Here is a 16153-nt window from a genome sequence, read left to right on the forward strand (position 1 = left end):
ATTCGTGCGACTAGCGTAGATGCCATCCTCAAGAACCGGCTGAAAGGCGGCACCCGTGGCTGACGACGACCGGAACCCCGACGACGACCTTCCCGAGCTCTTCCGGCAGCTGTTCGGTCAGGCCGGCATGGGCGGCGACCAACTCGCCGAACTGCAGAAGATGGGGTTCGACCCCGCGATGATCCAGCGGGCCATGCAGCAATTGCAGGGCGCGATGGCCTCGGCCGGCGAGGGCGGGATCTCGTGGGATGCCGCGACCACGCAGGCGCTGCACATCGCGAACAAGGACGGCGCGGGCATCACAGCTGCCGACCGGTCGGCAGCCGACGATGCCTTCACCCTGGCATCCCTCTGGCTCGGCGAAGCGACGACGATCTCCGATCTCCCGGGTCCGGGAGTGACCATGACTCGCGGCGGATGGGTGGAAGCCACCCTGCCGGTGTGGCAGGAGCTGGCTGAGCCGGTAGCCACGAGCATCGCGGATGCCTTCACTGCTGCGCTGCAAGAGCAGTCCCCTCCCGAGATGCAGCAGATGATCGCCGGCGCGGGTCGCGTGATGCGCACGATCGGTGGTTCTCTGTTCGCCGCGCAGCTGGGGACCGTGGTCGGGAACCTTTCGACCGAGGTCGTCAGCGGCGGCGATGTCGGCATTCCGCTCCTGCCCGACGGTCAGGCCGCGGTGGTGCCCCAGAACTACGCTCAGCTCGCGAAGGATCTCGAGATCCCCGACGACCAGTTCGCGCTCTACATCGCCACCCGTGAGCTCGCGCACGCGCGGTTGTTCCGCCACGCCCGGTGGCTGCGACTGCACGTGCTCTCACAGGTATCGGACTTCGCGCGCGGCGTGCGCGTCGACACGGAGGCGCTGGAAGACCTCGCTGGCCGGTTCGACCCGCAGCACCCCGAGGAGCTGCGCGAGGCGCTGGAGAGCGGGGCGTTGCTGCCGGAGCGGTCCGAGTCGCAGCAGGCTGCCCTTGCGCGCCTGGAGACGATGCTGGCGACGATCGAGGGTTGGGTTGACGTCGTGACCGCGCAGGCCACGACGCGTCTTCCGGCTGCCGATCGTATCGCCGAGACCGTGCGACGCCGCCGTGCCGTGGGCGGTCCGGCCGAGCAGGCCCTCGGGACTCTGGTGGGACTCGAGCTCCGCCCCCGCCGCATCCGTGAAGCCGCCAGCATGTGGCGCGCGATCACGGATGCCGTCGGCATCGAGGCGCGAGACGAACTGTGGGACTCGCCCGACCTGGTTCCGACGGCAGCCGACATCGACGACCCGAGCGCCCTGATTACGCGGCTCGAGGCACGCGCGCGCGGTGAGGAGCCCACCCCCGACGAGTTCGACGACGCGCTGGCACGGCTGCTCTCCGGCGAAGACGGCAGCGGGTCCGCGGCGGACGAGAACTCCGATGAGAGCGGTCCGGCAGACGACGGTCCCGACGAGCGACCCGTCTGAGCCTGCGCCGCTCCTCCCCAGCGGCGCTGCCAGACGCGCGCGGAGATTTCTGTGGACAGCGACACCGCCGTGGCGAGCTCAGCCCAGACAATCGGGGAATGCTGCGCATCGACCCCGCCTATCCGCCCCTGTGGCGCACGCCGACGATGCTCCAGTTCGGAAGGAGCGATCGCGCACGGCTGGACGAGCCGGCGCTGTGGCAACTCCAGGTGATCCGCGAGCTGGGCAAGGGCATACCGGAGGTCGGAGTGAGCGCGCTCGCCCGATCCCTCGGGGTCGCGGCCGCCGATGTCGACACACTGCTCGATCGCTTGAGCTCGGTCATCGTGAGCACCGGCACCGCCCTGCGCGTCGGGGTGGAGCTCGCCGATGATCCGGCTGCCCAATACGGGCCGCAGATCCGCGACGGACTGCAGGACCTCGGAATCGACGCGGCGCTCGGCACCTCGCGGGAGCAGGATGCCGTCGTGATGGTAGCTGCGCACGGCCTGCATCCTCGGCGAGCCGCCGCCTGGATGCGCGAGGACATCCCGCATGTCGCGATCGTGCTGGGTGCTGGAGAGGCAGAGGTCGGCCCGCTCGTTCTGCCGGGCCAGAGCGCGTGCCTGGGCTGTGTGTCAGCTCACGAACGAGACCGAGATCCTGCGTGGCCACTGGTGGCTGCGCAGCTGATCGGACGCGGCGATCCGGCGGGCCCGGCAACGCTCGCCGCCGAGGCGACGCTCCACACGGGCAGGATGCTGCTGGCAGGTCGCAGCGGGCTCAGTCTGCGGCTGACGCTTGCTGCCGACGCCGAGCACCGGCTGTGGGAGCAGCATCCCGAGTGCTCGTGCGAATCTCCTGGAGAAATCGCGACGGTGAACGCCCCCGTGAGCCGGCCGGCCACGAGAGCGAGAGCGATCGCCGTGCCCGCGTGATGCCGACGTAGGCAAGGCGTCGCTCCTCGTCGATCTGATCGAAGTGGGTAGCGTATGCGATCGGTAGCAATCCTTCGGCAAGACCGACCAGGTACACGTGGTCCCATTCCAGGCCCTTCGCGGCGTGCAGGGTCGCGAGGGTTACGGCGCGAAGGGTGGGCTCGTCCTGTGCCCGGGCTCGGGACATCAGGTCGTCGGTGAAGGAGCGCATGGTAGTTCCGGCTGGCGCCTCTTCAGCCAGACGCAGGATCGCTGTGCGCGCCTCCCATGATTCGCGCACGGCGCCGCCCGCGGGGGGCGCCTCGTCGGTCATGCCCAGTGAGCGGAGGATGTCACGGACTGCGTCGACGAAACCTCTCTCCAGCGGAGCCACTGAGGCGCCGCGTAACGCCAGCACAGCCTGGCGCACCTCGGGGAGGTCGAAGAACCGCCGACCTCCCAGCACCGTCGTGGCGATCCCCGCGTCTGCCAGCGCCGCCGCGAGCTCCGCTGACTGCGCTCCGGTTCGATAGAGGACGGCGATGGATGCCGGGTCGGCGCCCGCCCGGAGCCGATCGGCGATACGGCCAGCCACGCCGCGCGCTTCGTCGGCCTCGTCGCGATACGCAGACACGGTCGGCGGCGATGGCGGTACTGTTTCCGCCGCCGCGGCAGTCAGGTGCACGGCCCCCGGGCGTTCTCGCATCAGCTCGTTCGCGACGGCCAGGACCGCGGCATCCGACCGATAGTTGCGATGCAGTTCGACGACGCGGGCACCCTCCCAGCGCCGCGGGAAATCGATGAGAAACCGCGGGTCCGCGCCCGCGAACGAATAGATGGTCTGGCTCGCGTCGCCGACCACGCAGAGATCGCGTCTGTCCCCTACCCACAGTTCGAGCAGGTGCTGTTGGAGAGGAGACACGTCCTGATACTCGTCGACGGTGAAGTGCCGGTACTGCTCCCGGACGGCGGCTACCACGTGAGCCTCGGTCTCGAGCATCCCGGCGCACGCGAGGAGCACGTCCTCGAAATCCATCTGTCGACGCTCGTCCTTGAGCGCCTCGTAGGCGCGGTGAAGCTCAACTGCCGTCGAGGCCGGCAGTCTCCCAACGGTGCCTCCCGCGCGGACGCGCGCGTAGTCGTCGATCGTGCGCAACGTGACCTTGCGCCACTCGATGTCGGCGGCGACGTCGCGCAGCGTCGGTGTGTCGAGCTCCAGCCCGATGCCATCGGCGGCGTGCGCGAGAACCCGCACCTTGTTGTCGATGATCGCCGGTGGCCGGTCGCCGGCGAGGGTAGGCCAGAAATAGTTGAGCTGGGCCAGCGCCGCGCTATGGAAGGTGCGGGCGGCCACCCCGTCGACACCGAGCGTCCGCAGTCTGCCCCGCAACTCACCGGCGGCCTTGCTGGTGAAGGTGAGCGCCATGACACGACCCGGCGAATAGGCGCCGGTGTCGACGCCGTGCGCGATCCGCCGGGTGATCACCCGGGTCTTACCGGTACCAGCTCCGGCGAGCACGCATACCGGCCCCCGCAGCGCCGTCACCGCCTCGCGCTGCTGCTCGTCTAGACCGTCGAGCGCGTTCACTGCCGCGCCGATCGGTACCACTGCTCGATGAGGGCCCGCGCGATGGAACTGGGCCCGGGAAGCTGCACATCAGACTCCCCGGCCAAGGCTGCGCCGATCTCGGCCCGATCAAACCAGCGGACCTCGACGATCTCCTCCCCATCGGCAACGGGGATCTCGGTGCTGGTCACCGCGCTGAAGCCCACCATGAGAGAGCGCGGATAGGGCCACGCTTGCGACGCCACGTACGTCATGTCCTCGATATGAACGCCGGCCTCCTCGAGAATCTCGCGCGTGACCGTGGCCTCGAGAGACTCGCCGGCCTCGACGAACCCGGCAAAGCACGAAAACCTCCCCATCCCCCAGGCCACGTGGGATCCGAGCAACAGCCGGGTTCCAGCGGGATCAGTCACAGCGACGATCACGGCGGGGTCGGTGCGGGGAAAAAGATCCTGTTCACAGAAGGAGCACCGCCTCGACCACCCGCCGGACTGCAGAGCGCTCAGCGAGCCGCAGCGGGGGCAATGGGCAGAGTCCAATAACCAGCGCCCGAGGCTCACCGCCGCCACGAAAGCTCCGCCGTCGGCGTCGCCGAGCTCTCCGCCGATGACTCGCAGCGGCGCCCACGAAACCCCGTCATCGAGGCTTGCCGGAACCTCGCGGAGGGCGAGAACCCAGCGGTCCGTGCCGTCGGGTCCGGCGCCGAGGAAGCCGTACTCGCCGTCGGCTTCTGCCAGCGCGGGGTCGGTGCTCGGCCACCAGTGCAAGGCGGTGCCGGATCCGGCCTCAGCTGTCACCGGAGCGCTGTCGCGGTGCACCGGAAGCACGAGGGCGGCGTCATCCGGCGCGGAGCCGATCGTCGTTCTGCGGTGCTCAGCACGGTCGAAACCGCTCCGGGCCAGCGGCGGGACGGCGGAGGAGCGCATGGGAACGAGGACCTCCCTCAAGGGCGTGGCGCGACGGCTGCGGCGCTTGCCAGACCTACCCTGGGCACATGGCGCGCACCCTGTTCACTCTAGCCGCGGCGGTCTCAGCCGTCGCGCCGGATGCCGACATCGTCGCCGTCGCCCCGCTGACCGAGAACTCGACGGGTCGCGTGGATGCCGTGCAGGCGACGCTCGACACCGGGGCTCAGGTCGTCATCCGTGTGGCAACGGACCCGGAGGCGGGCGACGACCTTCGCGCCGACGCGAGGGCCTTGCGCGCGCTCACGCCCGGCGTGCGCGCGTTGCTGCCGTACTCGGCACCGGAGCTGCTCGGCGAAGTGCCCCTGGCAGATGACACGGCCGTGATCACGAGCTTCATCGCCGGCTACCGCGTCGACCCTGGCGAGGTACCCGCCGGCCCGGGCGTGGCTCCGGCACTTGCCGAAGCTCTGGCCGCAACGCATGCCCTCCCCGTGTCCTGGGCTCGCGAGGCGGGACTGGTGGTCCGGTCTGCGGAGCAGGTCAGAGACGAAGCGTCGCGTCTTGTCGACCGGGCAGAGCACACCAAACGGATGCCGCGCGCTCTCGTGTCGCGGTGGCGTCGCGCAATCGCCGACGATGACCTTTGGCGCTTCGAACCGACAGTGGTCTTGGGCGGCGCTTCCTCCTCGAGTTTCTTTCTGGACGACCACGGCGGGGTTCCCACCGTTGTCGGCGTCGTCGATTGGCACGCCGTTGCGGTCGGCGACCCGGCAGTAGACCTGCAATGGCTGGCTTCGGCACCCGCCGCCGCAGGCGATGTCCTGAACGCATACGTCGCCGCGAGCAGCCGAGCCCCCGACGGGCTGCTGCGGTCCCGAGCTCGACTGCACGCCGAGCTCGAGTTCGCGGCCTGGCTGGTGCACGGTCACGACGCTGACGATCGCTCGATCGTTGCCGACGCCGAAGTGCTGCTCTCGTCGCTCGCGGACACCGTGGGCGCCGACGATCTGGTCGTTCGTACGTCCTCGGGCATGGACGATGCCATGGCGGTACTGGGGAGCGTGCCCGATACCTCTGCTGCGCTCGCTGATGCCGATGCGCAGCCGGCGGACACCTCGATGCACACAGACGCCTACGATCCTGAAGAGTTGGCGATGTGGCTCCCCGCCCAGGACGATGGTCAGCTCGACGAGTCGTCTGATACACCCGACGCAGAAGACGACTCTCCCGCTGCGGATGACGAGGCAGTGCCCGCGCCGGAGAGCGAGGGCGAGAGTGCCGCCGCCTCCGAGCTCGTCACGGCCCCCATCATCCTTCCTGCATCGAGTTCTCCGGCACTGTTCACGTCAGAGGACGGTTCTGACGCGGACGAGCCCGCGCGAGCCGCACGCGCGGCATTCCAGAGGTGGGCAAGCTCCGCTTCGGAGTAAACCCGGTCGGAGCGGATCGTGAGGTCGTCGGCGACGTAGTAGAGCACGACATCGATGTCTTCCAGGGGCACGCCAGAGCGCTTGTGATAGGCGAGACGATACAGCGCGAGCTGCAGCATCCGATTGCTCCGATCGGCCGCCGTTCGCGGCGGGGCGCCGGTCTTCCAGTCGACGATCTCGATCCTTCCGCCCCGATCCTCGCGTCGGTAGACGGCATCGAGCTTGCAGATGATCTGCTCCACACCCGCCGCGCCGCGCAATGACATATCGATCTCGGTTTCGACCTCGATCGGAGCGAGCTCGGCCCATTCAGATCGCAGGAACGTCTCCTGCAGTCGCCGCAGGGCGGCGTCCTCCGACTCTCCCGTCGCGGCCCCTGCATCCCCGCCGAGGTCGGCGCCGTCGTCGTCGCCGAGGTCGAGCTCCCACAGCGCATCATCCAGGGATGATCCGCGGCCGGTCCGACCCGACCGGGACTCGACCCACGCGTGGAAGCGTGTCCCGAGGGTCGTCGCGCGGTAAGGCCGCTCGGGCATGGGGCGGACGAACTCGTCGAGCGCCGCGCCGGTGTCGACGACGAAGTCCTTGAATCGTGAGGCAGCAACCCGGCGGGGGCCGTCGCCGACGGCACGGCGCAGCGCGGCACGCTCGTCGCGTTCTGCCAGCAGCTGCACGATCTCGGGATCGATGTCCGGCTCGACGGGCGGCTCTGTCTGCCACCGATCCAGAATGTGTCGCACCTGCCGCGCCGCGCGATGAACCCGGTCGGCGCGTGTCCCGAGCGGGTCCATGGGCCAGATCACGGCGGGTCCACGGCGGTCCTCATAGGGATTCGCACTGTCGTCAGTCGAGCCGGTGGATTCCCACCCCAGGGCAGCACCGATCTCGTCGAGGAAGACGCTGGGCGCGCGCTGGTCGCGCTGCCCTCCCCACCGCGAACCGGTCAACAGCAGGTCGCTGCGCGCCCGGGTGACTGCGACGTAGGCGAGCCGCCGCTCTTCACCGGCAAGGTGCTCTTTGACGGATGCCTTGAACTGCGTGATCGCGCTCCGTAGCGCCTTGCGGTCGGTCGCTTCCTCCCACGCAAGCACCGGAAGCGCCGCCCGGTCACCGCGGAACCGGTAGGGCAACGTGCCATACCCCATCCAGCCCTGCGTCGACCGAGGCCTTGCCGGCAGTTCGTCCTGCACCATCCGCACAACCGCGACGGCGTCCCACTCCAGCCCCTTGGCTCCGTGGATGGTGAGCAGCTGAACGACGCCCGGTTCGGGTGGCTCGGTCCGCGGCATGAGCTCGTCTGTCTCTTCGGCGTGGTCCAGCCAAGCGAGCAGGCTCGACAGCGACCCACGCTCGTCGACGGCGAGGAACCCCTGGATCTCGTCGAGGAACGATCGCAGCTGCGCGGCGGCGAGACCTGCCGGGCCTCGGGTTTCGTTGGCCGCGAGCTCGATATCGAGCAGCAGTTCGCGCTCGATTGCTCGGATGACTTCGGGTATGGGGCCTCCGAGCACCCCGCGCAAGCGGTGGAACATGCCGGACGCGCCCCGAAGCCGCTCGACGCCGTCAGGACTGAAATCCGAGAGCAGTCCGCTGTCGGGTCGCAGCGAACGGATCCTGTCGAGCGCGTCGACGATCGATGGCTGCTCGTCGGGTCCGACCGAATCCCGCATCCGTGCCAGAACCTCCGGTGCCAGCGGAGTGAGGTCGGCCCCGCGCCGCGCGAGGGTGTCGGCAAGCCGGCGCAGCGCCGCAAGGTCCGACAGCCCGACCCCGAAGCGCGGACCCGAGAGGATGCGGATCAGCGCGGATCCTTGGCGCGGGTCATCGAGCACGCGGAGGACGGCGACGACATCGACGACCTCGGGGGTCCAAAGCAGTCCACCGAGTCCCAGGATGCGGTGAGGGATCCCCCGCTCGGCAAGCGCGTCAGCGAAGACCGTCATATGGCGCTTGGTGCGGAAGAGAATCGCACCCGAATGCGCAGCGCCGCCGCCGTGCGCCGACTCATGCTCAGAACGCAACCGCGCGAAGAAAGCGGCGACCTCTGCAGCTTCGTCATCAATCGTGTTCGCGTACACGTGCCCCACGTGACCGGCGGGGGCCCCCGGCCTGGACTCGAGGGGCGGGATGTGAATGCCGCGAGCGCCGTGGTCGGCAATAAGCGCGTTGGCGGCATCCAGAATGAGGGAGTCATTGCGCCAACTGGTCATGAGTGCCACGTGCGTGCAGGCGCTGGTGCGGGCGAAGGCTGCAGGGAAGGACGCGAGGTTGTCTGCGCTGGCGCCTCGCCATCCATAGATCGACTGATGCGGGTCGCCTACCGCCATGACCGCACCGTCGGCGAACAGCTCGGCCAGGAGTTGGGTCTGCTGGACCGAGGTGTCTTGATATTCATCGAGCAGCACCACTCGGTACTGACCGCGAACCTCGTCGGCGACCGATGGTGCGGCCGTCACGATCTGGAGCGCGCCCGATACCTGGTCTGCGAAGTCCACGGTTCCCTGGGCAGCCTTTGCCCGCGTGTAGTCGCGAACGAGCTCGGCAAGAAGCGGAAGCGCGCTCATCGCGGTGTGGAACTTCTCGATGTCGCCGGGGGATGCCAGCGCCGGGTTGCAGGCAGGTTCGATGCTGCGCGCGAGGCGGTCGCCGAACGCCGAGAGCTCGTCGAGGTCGACGCCGTGGTCCAAGACCTCGCCGGCGAGGCGCTGCAGGCTGTCGACGACAGTTCCGAACCGGTCCTCGCGGTGTGCGAGCCGAGGATCGCGCGAGGAGATCACGATCCGCCGCGCAAGCAGCCAGGATGCTGACGGGCTCAGCAGCGCCGCATCAGGGTCGCGTCCGATCCTGGCGCTGTGCTCGCGCACGAGCGAGTCGGCGAACGCGTTGTAGGTCGATACGCGCGGGCGCAGGAGTAGATGCTCCGCATCGGTTTGGGCAATCGCCTCGATCCGGCCCTCGCGGGTCAGGGCATCGATGCGGGCGAGGCGCCGGTCGATCCGCTCGGCAAGCTCGCCGGCGGCCTTACGCGTGAAGGTCAGACCCAGGATCTCGTCGCGGCGGACGATGCCGTTGACGACGAGCCACACGACCCGTGCCGCCATCGTCTCGGTCTTGCCGCTGCCGGCCCCCGCCACCACCAGGACAGGAGACAGCGGCGCCTCGATGACGCGCTGCTGCGGCTCGGTGGGCGCGGGCAGCTCGAGAAGGTCGGCGATCTGCAGCGACGACAACCGCGCCACGGGAAGCGGGCCGCCCGATCCAGGTCCAGTCACGGCGCGCTCACCGGTTTGACCGTATGCAGCCGGCACACCGCGAAGTGATCATCGTTGCAATGAACGTCGGGGTATGCCGTGAAGCTGTGGGCAGCCATCGCCTCGGCATCCGCGACGATGCGCTCAAGCAGCGCGGACCGGGTGTCGGCATCTAGCGGCATCTGTTGCGCCATCCGGTAATCCGTGCCCTTGAGAGTTTTCGAGAGCACCAGCAGGCGGGCCCCCACGAGCTGCCCCTGCTCAGCGCCGGGTACCGCTCCCGCTCCCACCGCGAGTTGATACGCCGCCAGCTGCGCATCAGTGGCCACCTTGTCATCGGACACGCGGGCCTCGGATCTCCCCGTCTTCAAATCGATCACGGCAACCCGTGGGTCGGCGTTCTCCACCCACCGCTCGACCCGATCGATCGACCCACTGATGATCGCCACAGTGCCGGCCGGGGGCGATCCGGGCGCGGTGATCGCAACGACGTTCGGGCCGTCGCTACCGGCAACGATCGCGATGCGAAAACGCGCTTCGGCGCCGGCCACCTCTCCCCCGCGGGCGGCGAACTCGCGCAGGTAGCTCGCCAGCCGGCGCGTGAGGGTCGTGGCCCACTGGCGTTCCTGCTTGGAAAGCCAGTCAGCTTCGAAGTCGAGCTCACCCCATCGCTCTTCGACGATGGCATCGAGCAGCTCGAACGTTCCGTCGGGAGCCGTCTCCATTGCGGCGTGCAAGATCGTCCCGAGGCCCGCCGAGAAGGTGCGGGAATCGCCGCCGAGCTCGCGGATCGCCCAGTCCAGCCCGCACTCCTCGAAAGCCTCTACGCGCGACGGCGAGATCGACACCGGCGCGCGATGCAAATCGTGGATGCCGCCCTCACCCGTGCGCTCTCTCACGCCGTACCACGAGGCCGGATCGGCGCCCGGCACGCCCGCCCGAGCGAGCGCGGCAAGCTGCGTGGCGGCGTGCTCGGCAACAGCGGGGTCTGCCGTCTCGGTAAGTTTTCTGCGGTAACCGGCAACGGCGCCGCGCAGCGTGAGCGGATGCCGGTCCGAGCGACGTGGCGGCGGCTCGGGGAGATAGGAGAACAGCGCACTGGGCGACTGATCCTCGTCGTCAACGGCCGTAACGAGGAGGCGCGTACCGGCCCGCGTCAGCGCACGCTCGAACAACCGCAGCTCCTCGTGCAAGACGCTCCGTCGGCGATCGAGAACATCGAGGGCGACGGGGGTCCCACCGTGGCGCCATGCTTCAGCCTCGTCTGCCAGCCGCCAGCCATCGAGGAGGCTCCCGCGCAGCCGCGTGTTCGGCCAGACGCCCTCCTGGACACCGGCGATCACGACTGCCTCGAACTCGCGACCCAGCGACCCCGCCGGGGTGAGAATCTCGACCACATCGCGACGCTGCGCCGCCGCGAGAGAGTCCTCCGGCACCTCACTGCCAAGGATGTCGGCAAGGAAGCGGGCCGGATCCTCATCCTCACGCTCAGCCGATCGCTTGGCTGCGGCGAAGAGGGCGACCAAGGCATCCAGAGATCGAGTGGCCTCCGCCCCCTCCGCCCCACCCAGGCGCGCCCGCTCCCGCCACGGACCCGCCACCTGCGACCTGTCCCACGCCAGCCAGAGCAGCTCGTGGGCGGAGTCGCCATGGGCTGCGCCGGCACGGATCTGCGCGAGCGTCTGCGCGAGCCGATAGGCAGTTCGCGCCTGTGGCGTGTCTATCAGCAGCAGCGCCGCCGGTTCAGCCATCGCCTCGGTGAGCAGCTCCGAGGCCGCACGTCGGGTCTCCCCCTCGAACTCCTGCGTCCGCAGCACGGCGCGCAGACGGCGCAGTCCGATCGCATCGAGGCCGCCAAAGGGCGAAGTCAGCGCCGCCGCCAGCTCCTCCGCGGGGCGCTCGACGGCCGGCATCATCCCCAGGCGCACCAGGTGCAGCAAGCCCCGCACCGCGGGCTCTTCCCCGAGCGGTCTTGCCGCACTGGCTGCGCGCGTCGGAACCTCGCGCGCAGCCAGCTCAGCCGTCAGCCTCGCGACCTGGCGCGTGTCATGCGCAATGACGGCGATCTCGCGCCACGGCAGGCCCTCGGCGACGTGCCAGGAGCGCAGCGTCCGCGCAATCCCGTCGAGCTCTTCGTGCGGCGACGCTGCCCACATCGTCGTGATCTCGCCGGCTCCGCCCGAGGCGACGGGTTCAGCAGCAGGCTCGACCGGGGCAGGTTCGGCATCCGGAGCAAGGCGGTGCTCTACCGCGCCCGCGGTTCCGATCGATCCGGCGACAGTGCGGGCAACCCGCACGAGGGCGGGACGGGCGCGGTACGGATGCCGCAGCACGAACCGATCGGTGAACATCGATGCCAGCCGTGCGAAGGTTTCGGGACCGGCACCGCGGAATGCGCCGGAGCCGACGTCGGGATCCCCGAACGCGAGCACGGCGATTCCCCGCACGCGCGCAGCTTCCAGGAGCGCCACCGCACCCCAGCTGAGCTCCTGCGCATCATCGACCATGAGGAGGCTCGGCATCGTGGTGACACCATCGAGCAGCAACGCCTCGGTGGCCTCACGGAGCACCTCAGCGGGGTCGCGATGGGCCGGGCGCAGTCGGTCGAGCACGTATCGGTACTCACGCCAGAACGAGCCAGCCGCTGACCACACCGGGTTGGCGCGGTCGGCTCCCAGGCGTTCGAGGTCTTGCGGCGCGAGCCCCAGTTCGGTGGCGAGCGCGAACAGAGCTCGAAGCTCCGACCGAAACCCCCGGGACCGTCGCACCGCCGTGCCCAAAGACTCGGGCCACCGGGATGCCCCCTCAGCGGCATCCGCTTCGTCGCCCTCCAGAAGATCGGCGATGACGGCATCCTGATCGGGAGCGGTGAGAAGCTGCGGAAGCGGATCGCCCGCCGTGACGGCGCGTGATCGCACGATCTGGAAGGCGAACGACGCGACCGAGCGCGCCAAGGGTCCCGGGGTCGCGATATCCAGGTCGGCGGTGACCCGGTCGCGCAGGTCGGTCGCGGTCTGGCGCGTGGGCGTCAGGATCAGCACGTCGTCGGCGCGAACATCGCCAGCGCGCAAGAGGCGGGCCGTTCGCGCGAGGATCGCCGATGTCTTGCCGGTGCCGGCCGCGCCGACGACCAAGCCGCTCGCATCTGCGGGCAGCGCGACGACCTGTGCCTGCGAGCGATCCATAACGACGACGCTACCCAGCCCCGACGACATCACTGTGTCGTAGAGTTGCCATGCACCTACGGCACCGGCCGCACGGCGGCATGAGAAAGGCAGGAACGTGGAGATTCGCATCGGCATCACGAATTCGGGTCGCGAGCTGAACTTCGAGACGAACGATTCCGCCGCTGACGTTCGCCAGTCCGTCGCCCAGGCGCTGGATTCCGGCGCAACGCACGTCACCTTCACCGACGTCCGCGGAAACGCCTACATCGTCCCGACTGCAGGACTTGCCTACGTCGAGGTCGGCACCGAAGAGGCGCGTCGCGTCGGGTTCGTCGCCTGATCTGAGCCGCGCCGATTAGGCAGCCAGTCCCAGGTCGTCCATCCGGCGCGAGTGCGCTGCCATCAGCTGCGTGAAGACCGGCTCGACCTTCTGCTCGTCCTGCAGCTGAAGGTGCTTGGGTCGAAGGGCTGCGCGCGCAACCAGGAGCGTGTCGCCCACCAAGCGTCGCCCCCACATCGCCAGCAGTGAGCGCCACTCGTCGTCGCTGTCGATCGTTTCGGTCAGGATCTCCACGACCGCCTGGCGATCGGCATCCGCACCGAGGATGCGCGCCACACGACGACCGGTGTCTCCGTAGCTGGCAGCCAGCGCAAGGTAGAAGTCATCGAGCATGCCGGCGATGATGTGCACCGAGAGCATCGTCTCTTGCGGACGCACGCCGTGGGTGGCGCGGCGGAAATGATCGAGCGGTTCCCGGAAGGGCAGCATCAGCGCCGTCGGGTCGTCTCCGCGATCACGGATGACGCCAACGAGAGCCTCGTGCTTGGTCAGCGCCGCGCCCGCAGCCCGCGACAGCGCTTCCTTCTTCTCGAGCGACGGCGTCATAGCGATGAGTTCACTCAGCGTCTCGAAGAACCCGAGCTGCAGATAGGCGGCCTGCCCGAGGAAGACATCGATGTCGGGGGCGAGCTCTTCGAAATCAACGCGGTGGGCGTCGCCGAAATCGCCCCGGGACCGCAACGACAGCGTCGCGGCCAGCGGACGGCTCTTGCGCCAGAACTTCCAGTCGACCACGCACACAGCCTAGGGCCAGCATGGGCCGACCCGCCGAGCGAGGCCGCTCCGAGGGGTCATCCAGCGCCCGCCGGTAGACTGGGGCGGTCTCCGGCGTAGGCCCGGAGCCCCGCGCCTGCGGCTGAGTGAAGGGCGTGGATCCGACACCAGCGGCAGCACAGGCTGCCAGACAGGCTTCTATCGTGACGACTTTCGCCGATCTCGGCGTGGATCAAGACATCGTCGATGCGCTCGCCGAGCGCGGCATCGTGGATGCGTTTCCGATCCAGGAACAGACCATTCCGCTGGGGCTTCCCGGCCAGGACATCATCGGCCAGGCGAAGACCGGAACCGGCAAGACCTTCGGATTCGGCATCCCTGTGGTGCAGCGCCTCGGGCTCCATCCCGAGCCCGGCGTGAAGGCGCTGATCGTCGTCCCCACCCGCGAACTTGCGGTTCAGGTCTACGAAGACATCGACATGCTGACCAAGAACCGGCCGACCTCGGTCGTCGCCATCTACGGCGGAAAGGCCTACGAGGGTCAGATCGAGCAGCTCAAGGCCGGCGCGCAGATCGTCGTCGGTACCCCGGGTCGACTCATCGACCTGGCCGGCCAGCGCCTCCTGGATCTCTCGAACGCGACCGAGGTCGTGCTCGACGAGGCCGACAAGATGCTCGACCTCGGGTTCCTTCCCGACATCGAGAAGATCTTCCAGCGCGTTCCCGCCGTTCGCCATACACAGCTGTTCTCGGCGACGATGCCCGGGCAGATCGTGACCCTCGCGCGCCGGTTCATGAGCAACCCGATCCACATCCGGGCAAGCGACCCGGATGAGGGACTCACGCAGGCCAACATCCGGCACCTGGTCTACCGCGCCCATTCGCTTGACAAGGACGAGGTCATCGCCCGCATCCTGCAGGCCGAGGGGCGCGGCAAGACGGTGATCTTCACGCGGACCAAGCGAGCGGCGCAGAAGCTCGTCGACGAGCTGCAAGACCGCGGCTTCTCAGCCGCCTCCGTGCACGGCGACATGAGCCAGGAAGCGCGCGAGCGCTCGATGGCAGCGTTCAAGGCCGGCAAGAAGGATGTGCTGATCGCCACGGATGTCGCGGCGCGCGGCATCGACGTCGACGACGTGACACACGTGATCAACCACACCATCCCGGATGACGAGAAAACGTACCTGCACCGGGCAGGTCGTACCGGGCGCGCTGGGCGCACCGGTATCGCCGTGACCTTCGTCGACTGGGATGACCTGCACAAGTGGGCCCTGATCAACCGCGCGCTGGAGTTCGGTCAGCCGGAGCCGATCGAGACGTATTCGTCGAGCCCTCACCTGTACACCGATCTCGACATCCCCGAGGGGACGAAGGGTCGCATCGTGACAGCGCCGCGCACCGAGACCGTCTCCACGGCGGAGGGCGGGTCGTCGAACGGACGGTCCGGGTCGCGTCGGCGTCGCTCGCGCGGCGGCTCGTCGGGCTCAAGCGGATCGCAGGGCTCGTCGGGAACGCCGCCGCGCACAGCCGACGGTGCCGGCACGCACGACGGTGGGGGCGCCGAGCACCGCGACGGCACGACGACGCCGCGCCGTCGCCGCCGGCGCCGCGGCCCGCGCCCCGACGCAGCCTGATCTCCGCGTGATCGCGCGGGCGTTGCTCTCGAAACGGGACACCCGACAGCGCTAAGGTGATGGCTGCGGCATCGCGCCGCACAAACCCCGAAAGGCTGTCATGCGATTTCTTGAAGCTGTGACGACGGGATACGAGTACCAGGGATTCTGGGGCTCGTTCTGGGACATCATCTGGTGGTTCCTGTGGATCTTCGTCTTCGTTGCGTACCTGTTCGTGCTGTTCGCGATCATCGGCGACCTCTTCCGTGACCACAAGCTGAACGGTTGGTGGAAGGCCGTTTGGATCATCTTCCTGCTCTTCCTCCCCTTCATCACGGCGCTGGTCTACCTCATCGCCCGCGGACGCGGCATGAGCGAGCGCTCGATGAAGGAAGCCGAGCAGATCAAGCAGGCCCAGGATGCCTACATCCAGTCGGTCGCCGGCGGCGGGGCCAAGCACAGCCCGGCCGAGGAGATCGCCCGCGCCAAGGCTCTCCTGGACGCTGGCACCATCTCGCAGGCCGAGTACGACCAGCTGAAGGCCAAGGCCCTCGGCTGATCCGACACTCAAGCGAAGCGCCCCCGTCTCTTCTCGAGGCGGGGGCGCTGCCGTTCTGCGCGGGGGTTCGAGGCCGGCATCCGAACTTCGCAGAATCGCGCGAACCTCGCAGGATCCTGAGCCGAAAGTGCGGAGTTCGCGCGATTCTGCGACGCTGGCGTGGCGCGCGCCACGCCATCAGAGGCAGGCTCGGCTCACGGGTAGACCGGCGCACTGCCTCGCCCGGCGGCGAGGATGCGCTCGACCATGGCGGGG

9 protein-coding genes and 1 pseudogene are annotated in these 16153 nt (G+C 68.8%); 5 read left to right on the top strand and 5 right to left on the bottom strand.

Features of this window, described 5'->3' with window-relative positions; genetic code table 11:
* Positions 1–55 precede the first annotated feature (55 nt).
* Positions 56–1453, top strand: coding sequence for a zinc-dependent metalloprotease (locus B4F19_RS14370; RefSeq protein WP_292735846.1), 1398 nt, complete (start codon positions 56–58; stop codon positions 1451–1453).
* Between the two features lie 762 nt (positions 1454–2215).
* Here B4F19_RS14370 and B4F19_RS14375 read toward each other — a convergent pair.
* A complete protein-coding gene (locus tag B4F19_RS14375) occupies positions 2216–3958 on the bottom strand; it encodes an ATP-dependent helicase (protein ID WP_292728789.1) in 1743 nt (580 codons plus the stop codon).
* Positions 3934–4842: an NAD(+) diphosphatase gene (gene nudC / locus B4F19_RS14380; protein ID WP_292735848.1), complete on the bottom strand. Its 909-nt coding sequence runs from the start codon at positions 4840–4842 to the stop codon at positions 3934–3936. Before nudC ends, B4F19_RS14375 begins: the two co-directional genes overlap by 25 nt.
* A 68-nt stretch (positions 4843–4910) precedes the next feature.
* Here nudC and B4F19_RS14385 point away from each other — a divergent pair.
* Positions 4911–5660, top strand: a pseudogene (locus B4F19_RS14385) (phosphotransferase); the annotation flags it as partial.
* A 344-nt stretch (positions 5661–6004) separates the two neighbouring features.
* On the opposite strand, the gene B4F19_RS14390 reads toward B4F19_RS14385, so the two are convergent.
* A complete protein-coding gene (locus tag B4F19_RS14390) occupies positions 6005–9526 on the bottom strand; it encodes an ATP-dependent DNA helicase (protein ID WP_292735851.1) in 3522 nt (1173 codons plus the stop codon).
* Complete coding sequence (locus B4F19_RS14395; RefSeq protein WP_292735853.1) at positions 9523–12690, bottom strand: ATP-dependent helicase; 3168 nt, start codon at positions 12688–12690, stop codon at positions 9523–9525. Before B4F19_RS14395 ends, B4F19_RS14390 begins: the two co-directional genes overlap by 4 nt.
* 97 nt (positions 12691–12787) lie before the next feature.
* Between B4F19_RS14395 and B4F19_RS14400 the strand changes: the two genes are divergently transcribed.
* Positions 12788–13012: a DUF3107 domain-containing protein gene (locus B4F19_RS14400; protein WP_195691794.1), complete on the top strand. Its 225-nt coding sequence runs from the start codon at positions 12788–12790 to the stop codon at positions 13010–13012.
* Positions 13013–13027: 15 nt separating this feature from the next.
* Here the strand turns inward: B4F19_RS14400 and B4F19_RS14405 are convergent, their stop codons facing one another.
* A complete protein-coding gene (locus B4F19_RS14405) occupies positions 13028–13747 on the bottom strand; it encodes a ferritin-like fold-containing protein (RefSeq protein ID WP_228177116.1) in 720 nt (239 codons plus the stop codon).
* A gap of 182 nt (positions 13748–13929) precedes the next feature.
* Here B4F19_RS14405 and B4F19_RS14410 point away from each other — a divergent pair, with 182 nt between their 5' ends.
* Positions 13930–15360, top strand: coding sequence for a DEAD/DEAH box helicase (locus B4F19_RS14410; protein WP_228177115.1), 1431 nt, complete (start codon positions 13930–13932; stop codon positions 15358–15360).
* Positions 15361–15460: 100 nt separating this feature from the next.
* Entirely contained in the window at positions 15461–15898 is a 438-nt protein-coding gene (locus B4F19_RS14415; RefSeq protein ID WP_292735855.1) for an SHOCT domain-containing protein, read from the top strand.
* Positions 15899–16153: the final 255 nt, after the last annotated feature.

Origin of the sequence: Microbacterium sp. UBA1097 (genome assembly GCF_002313585.1) — a bacterium.
Classification (GTDB): Bacteria; Actinomycetota; Actinomycetes; order Actinomycetales; family Microbacteriaceae; genus Microbacterium.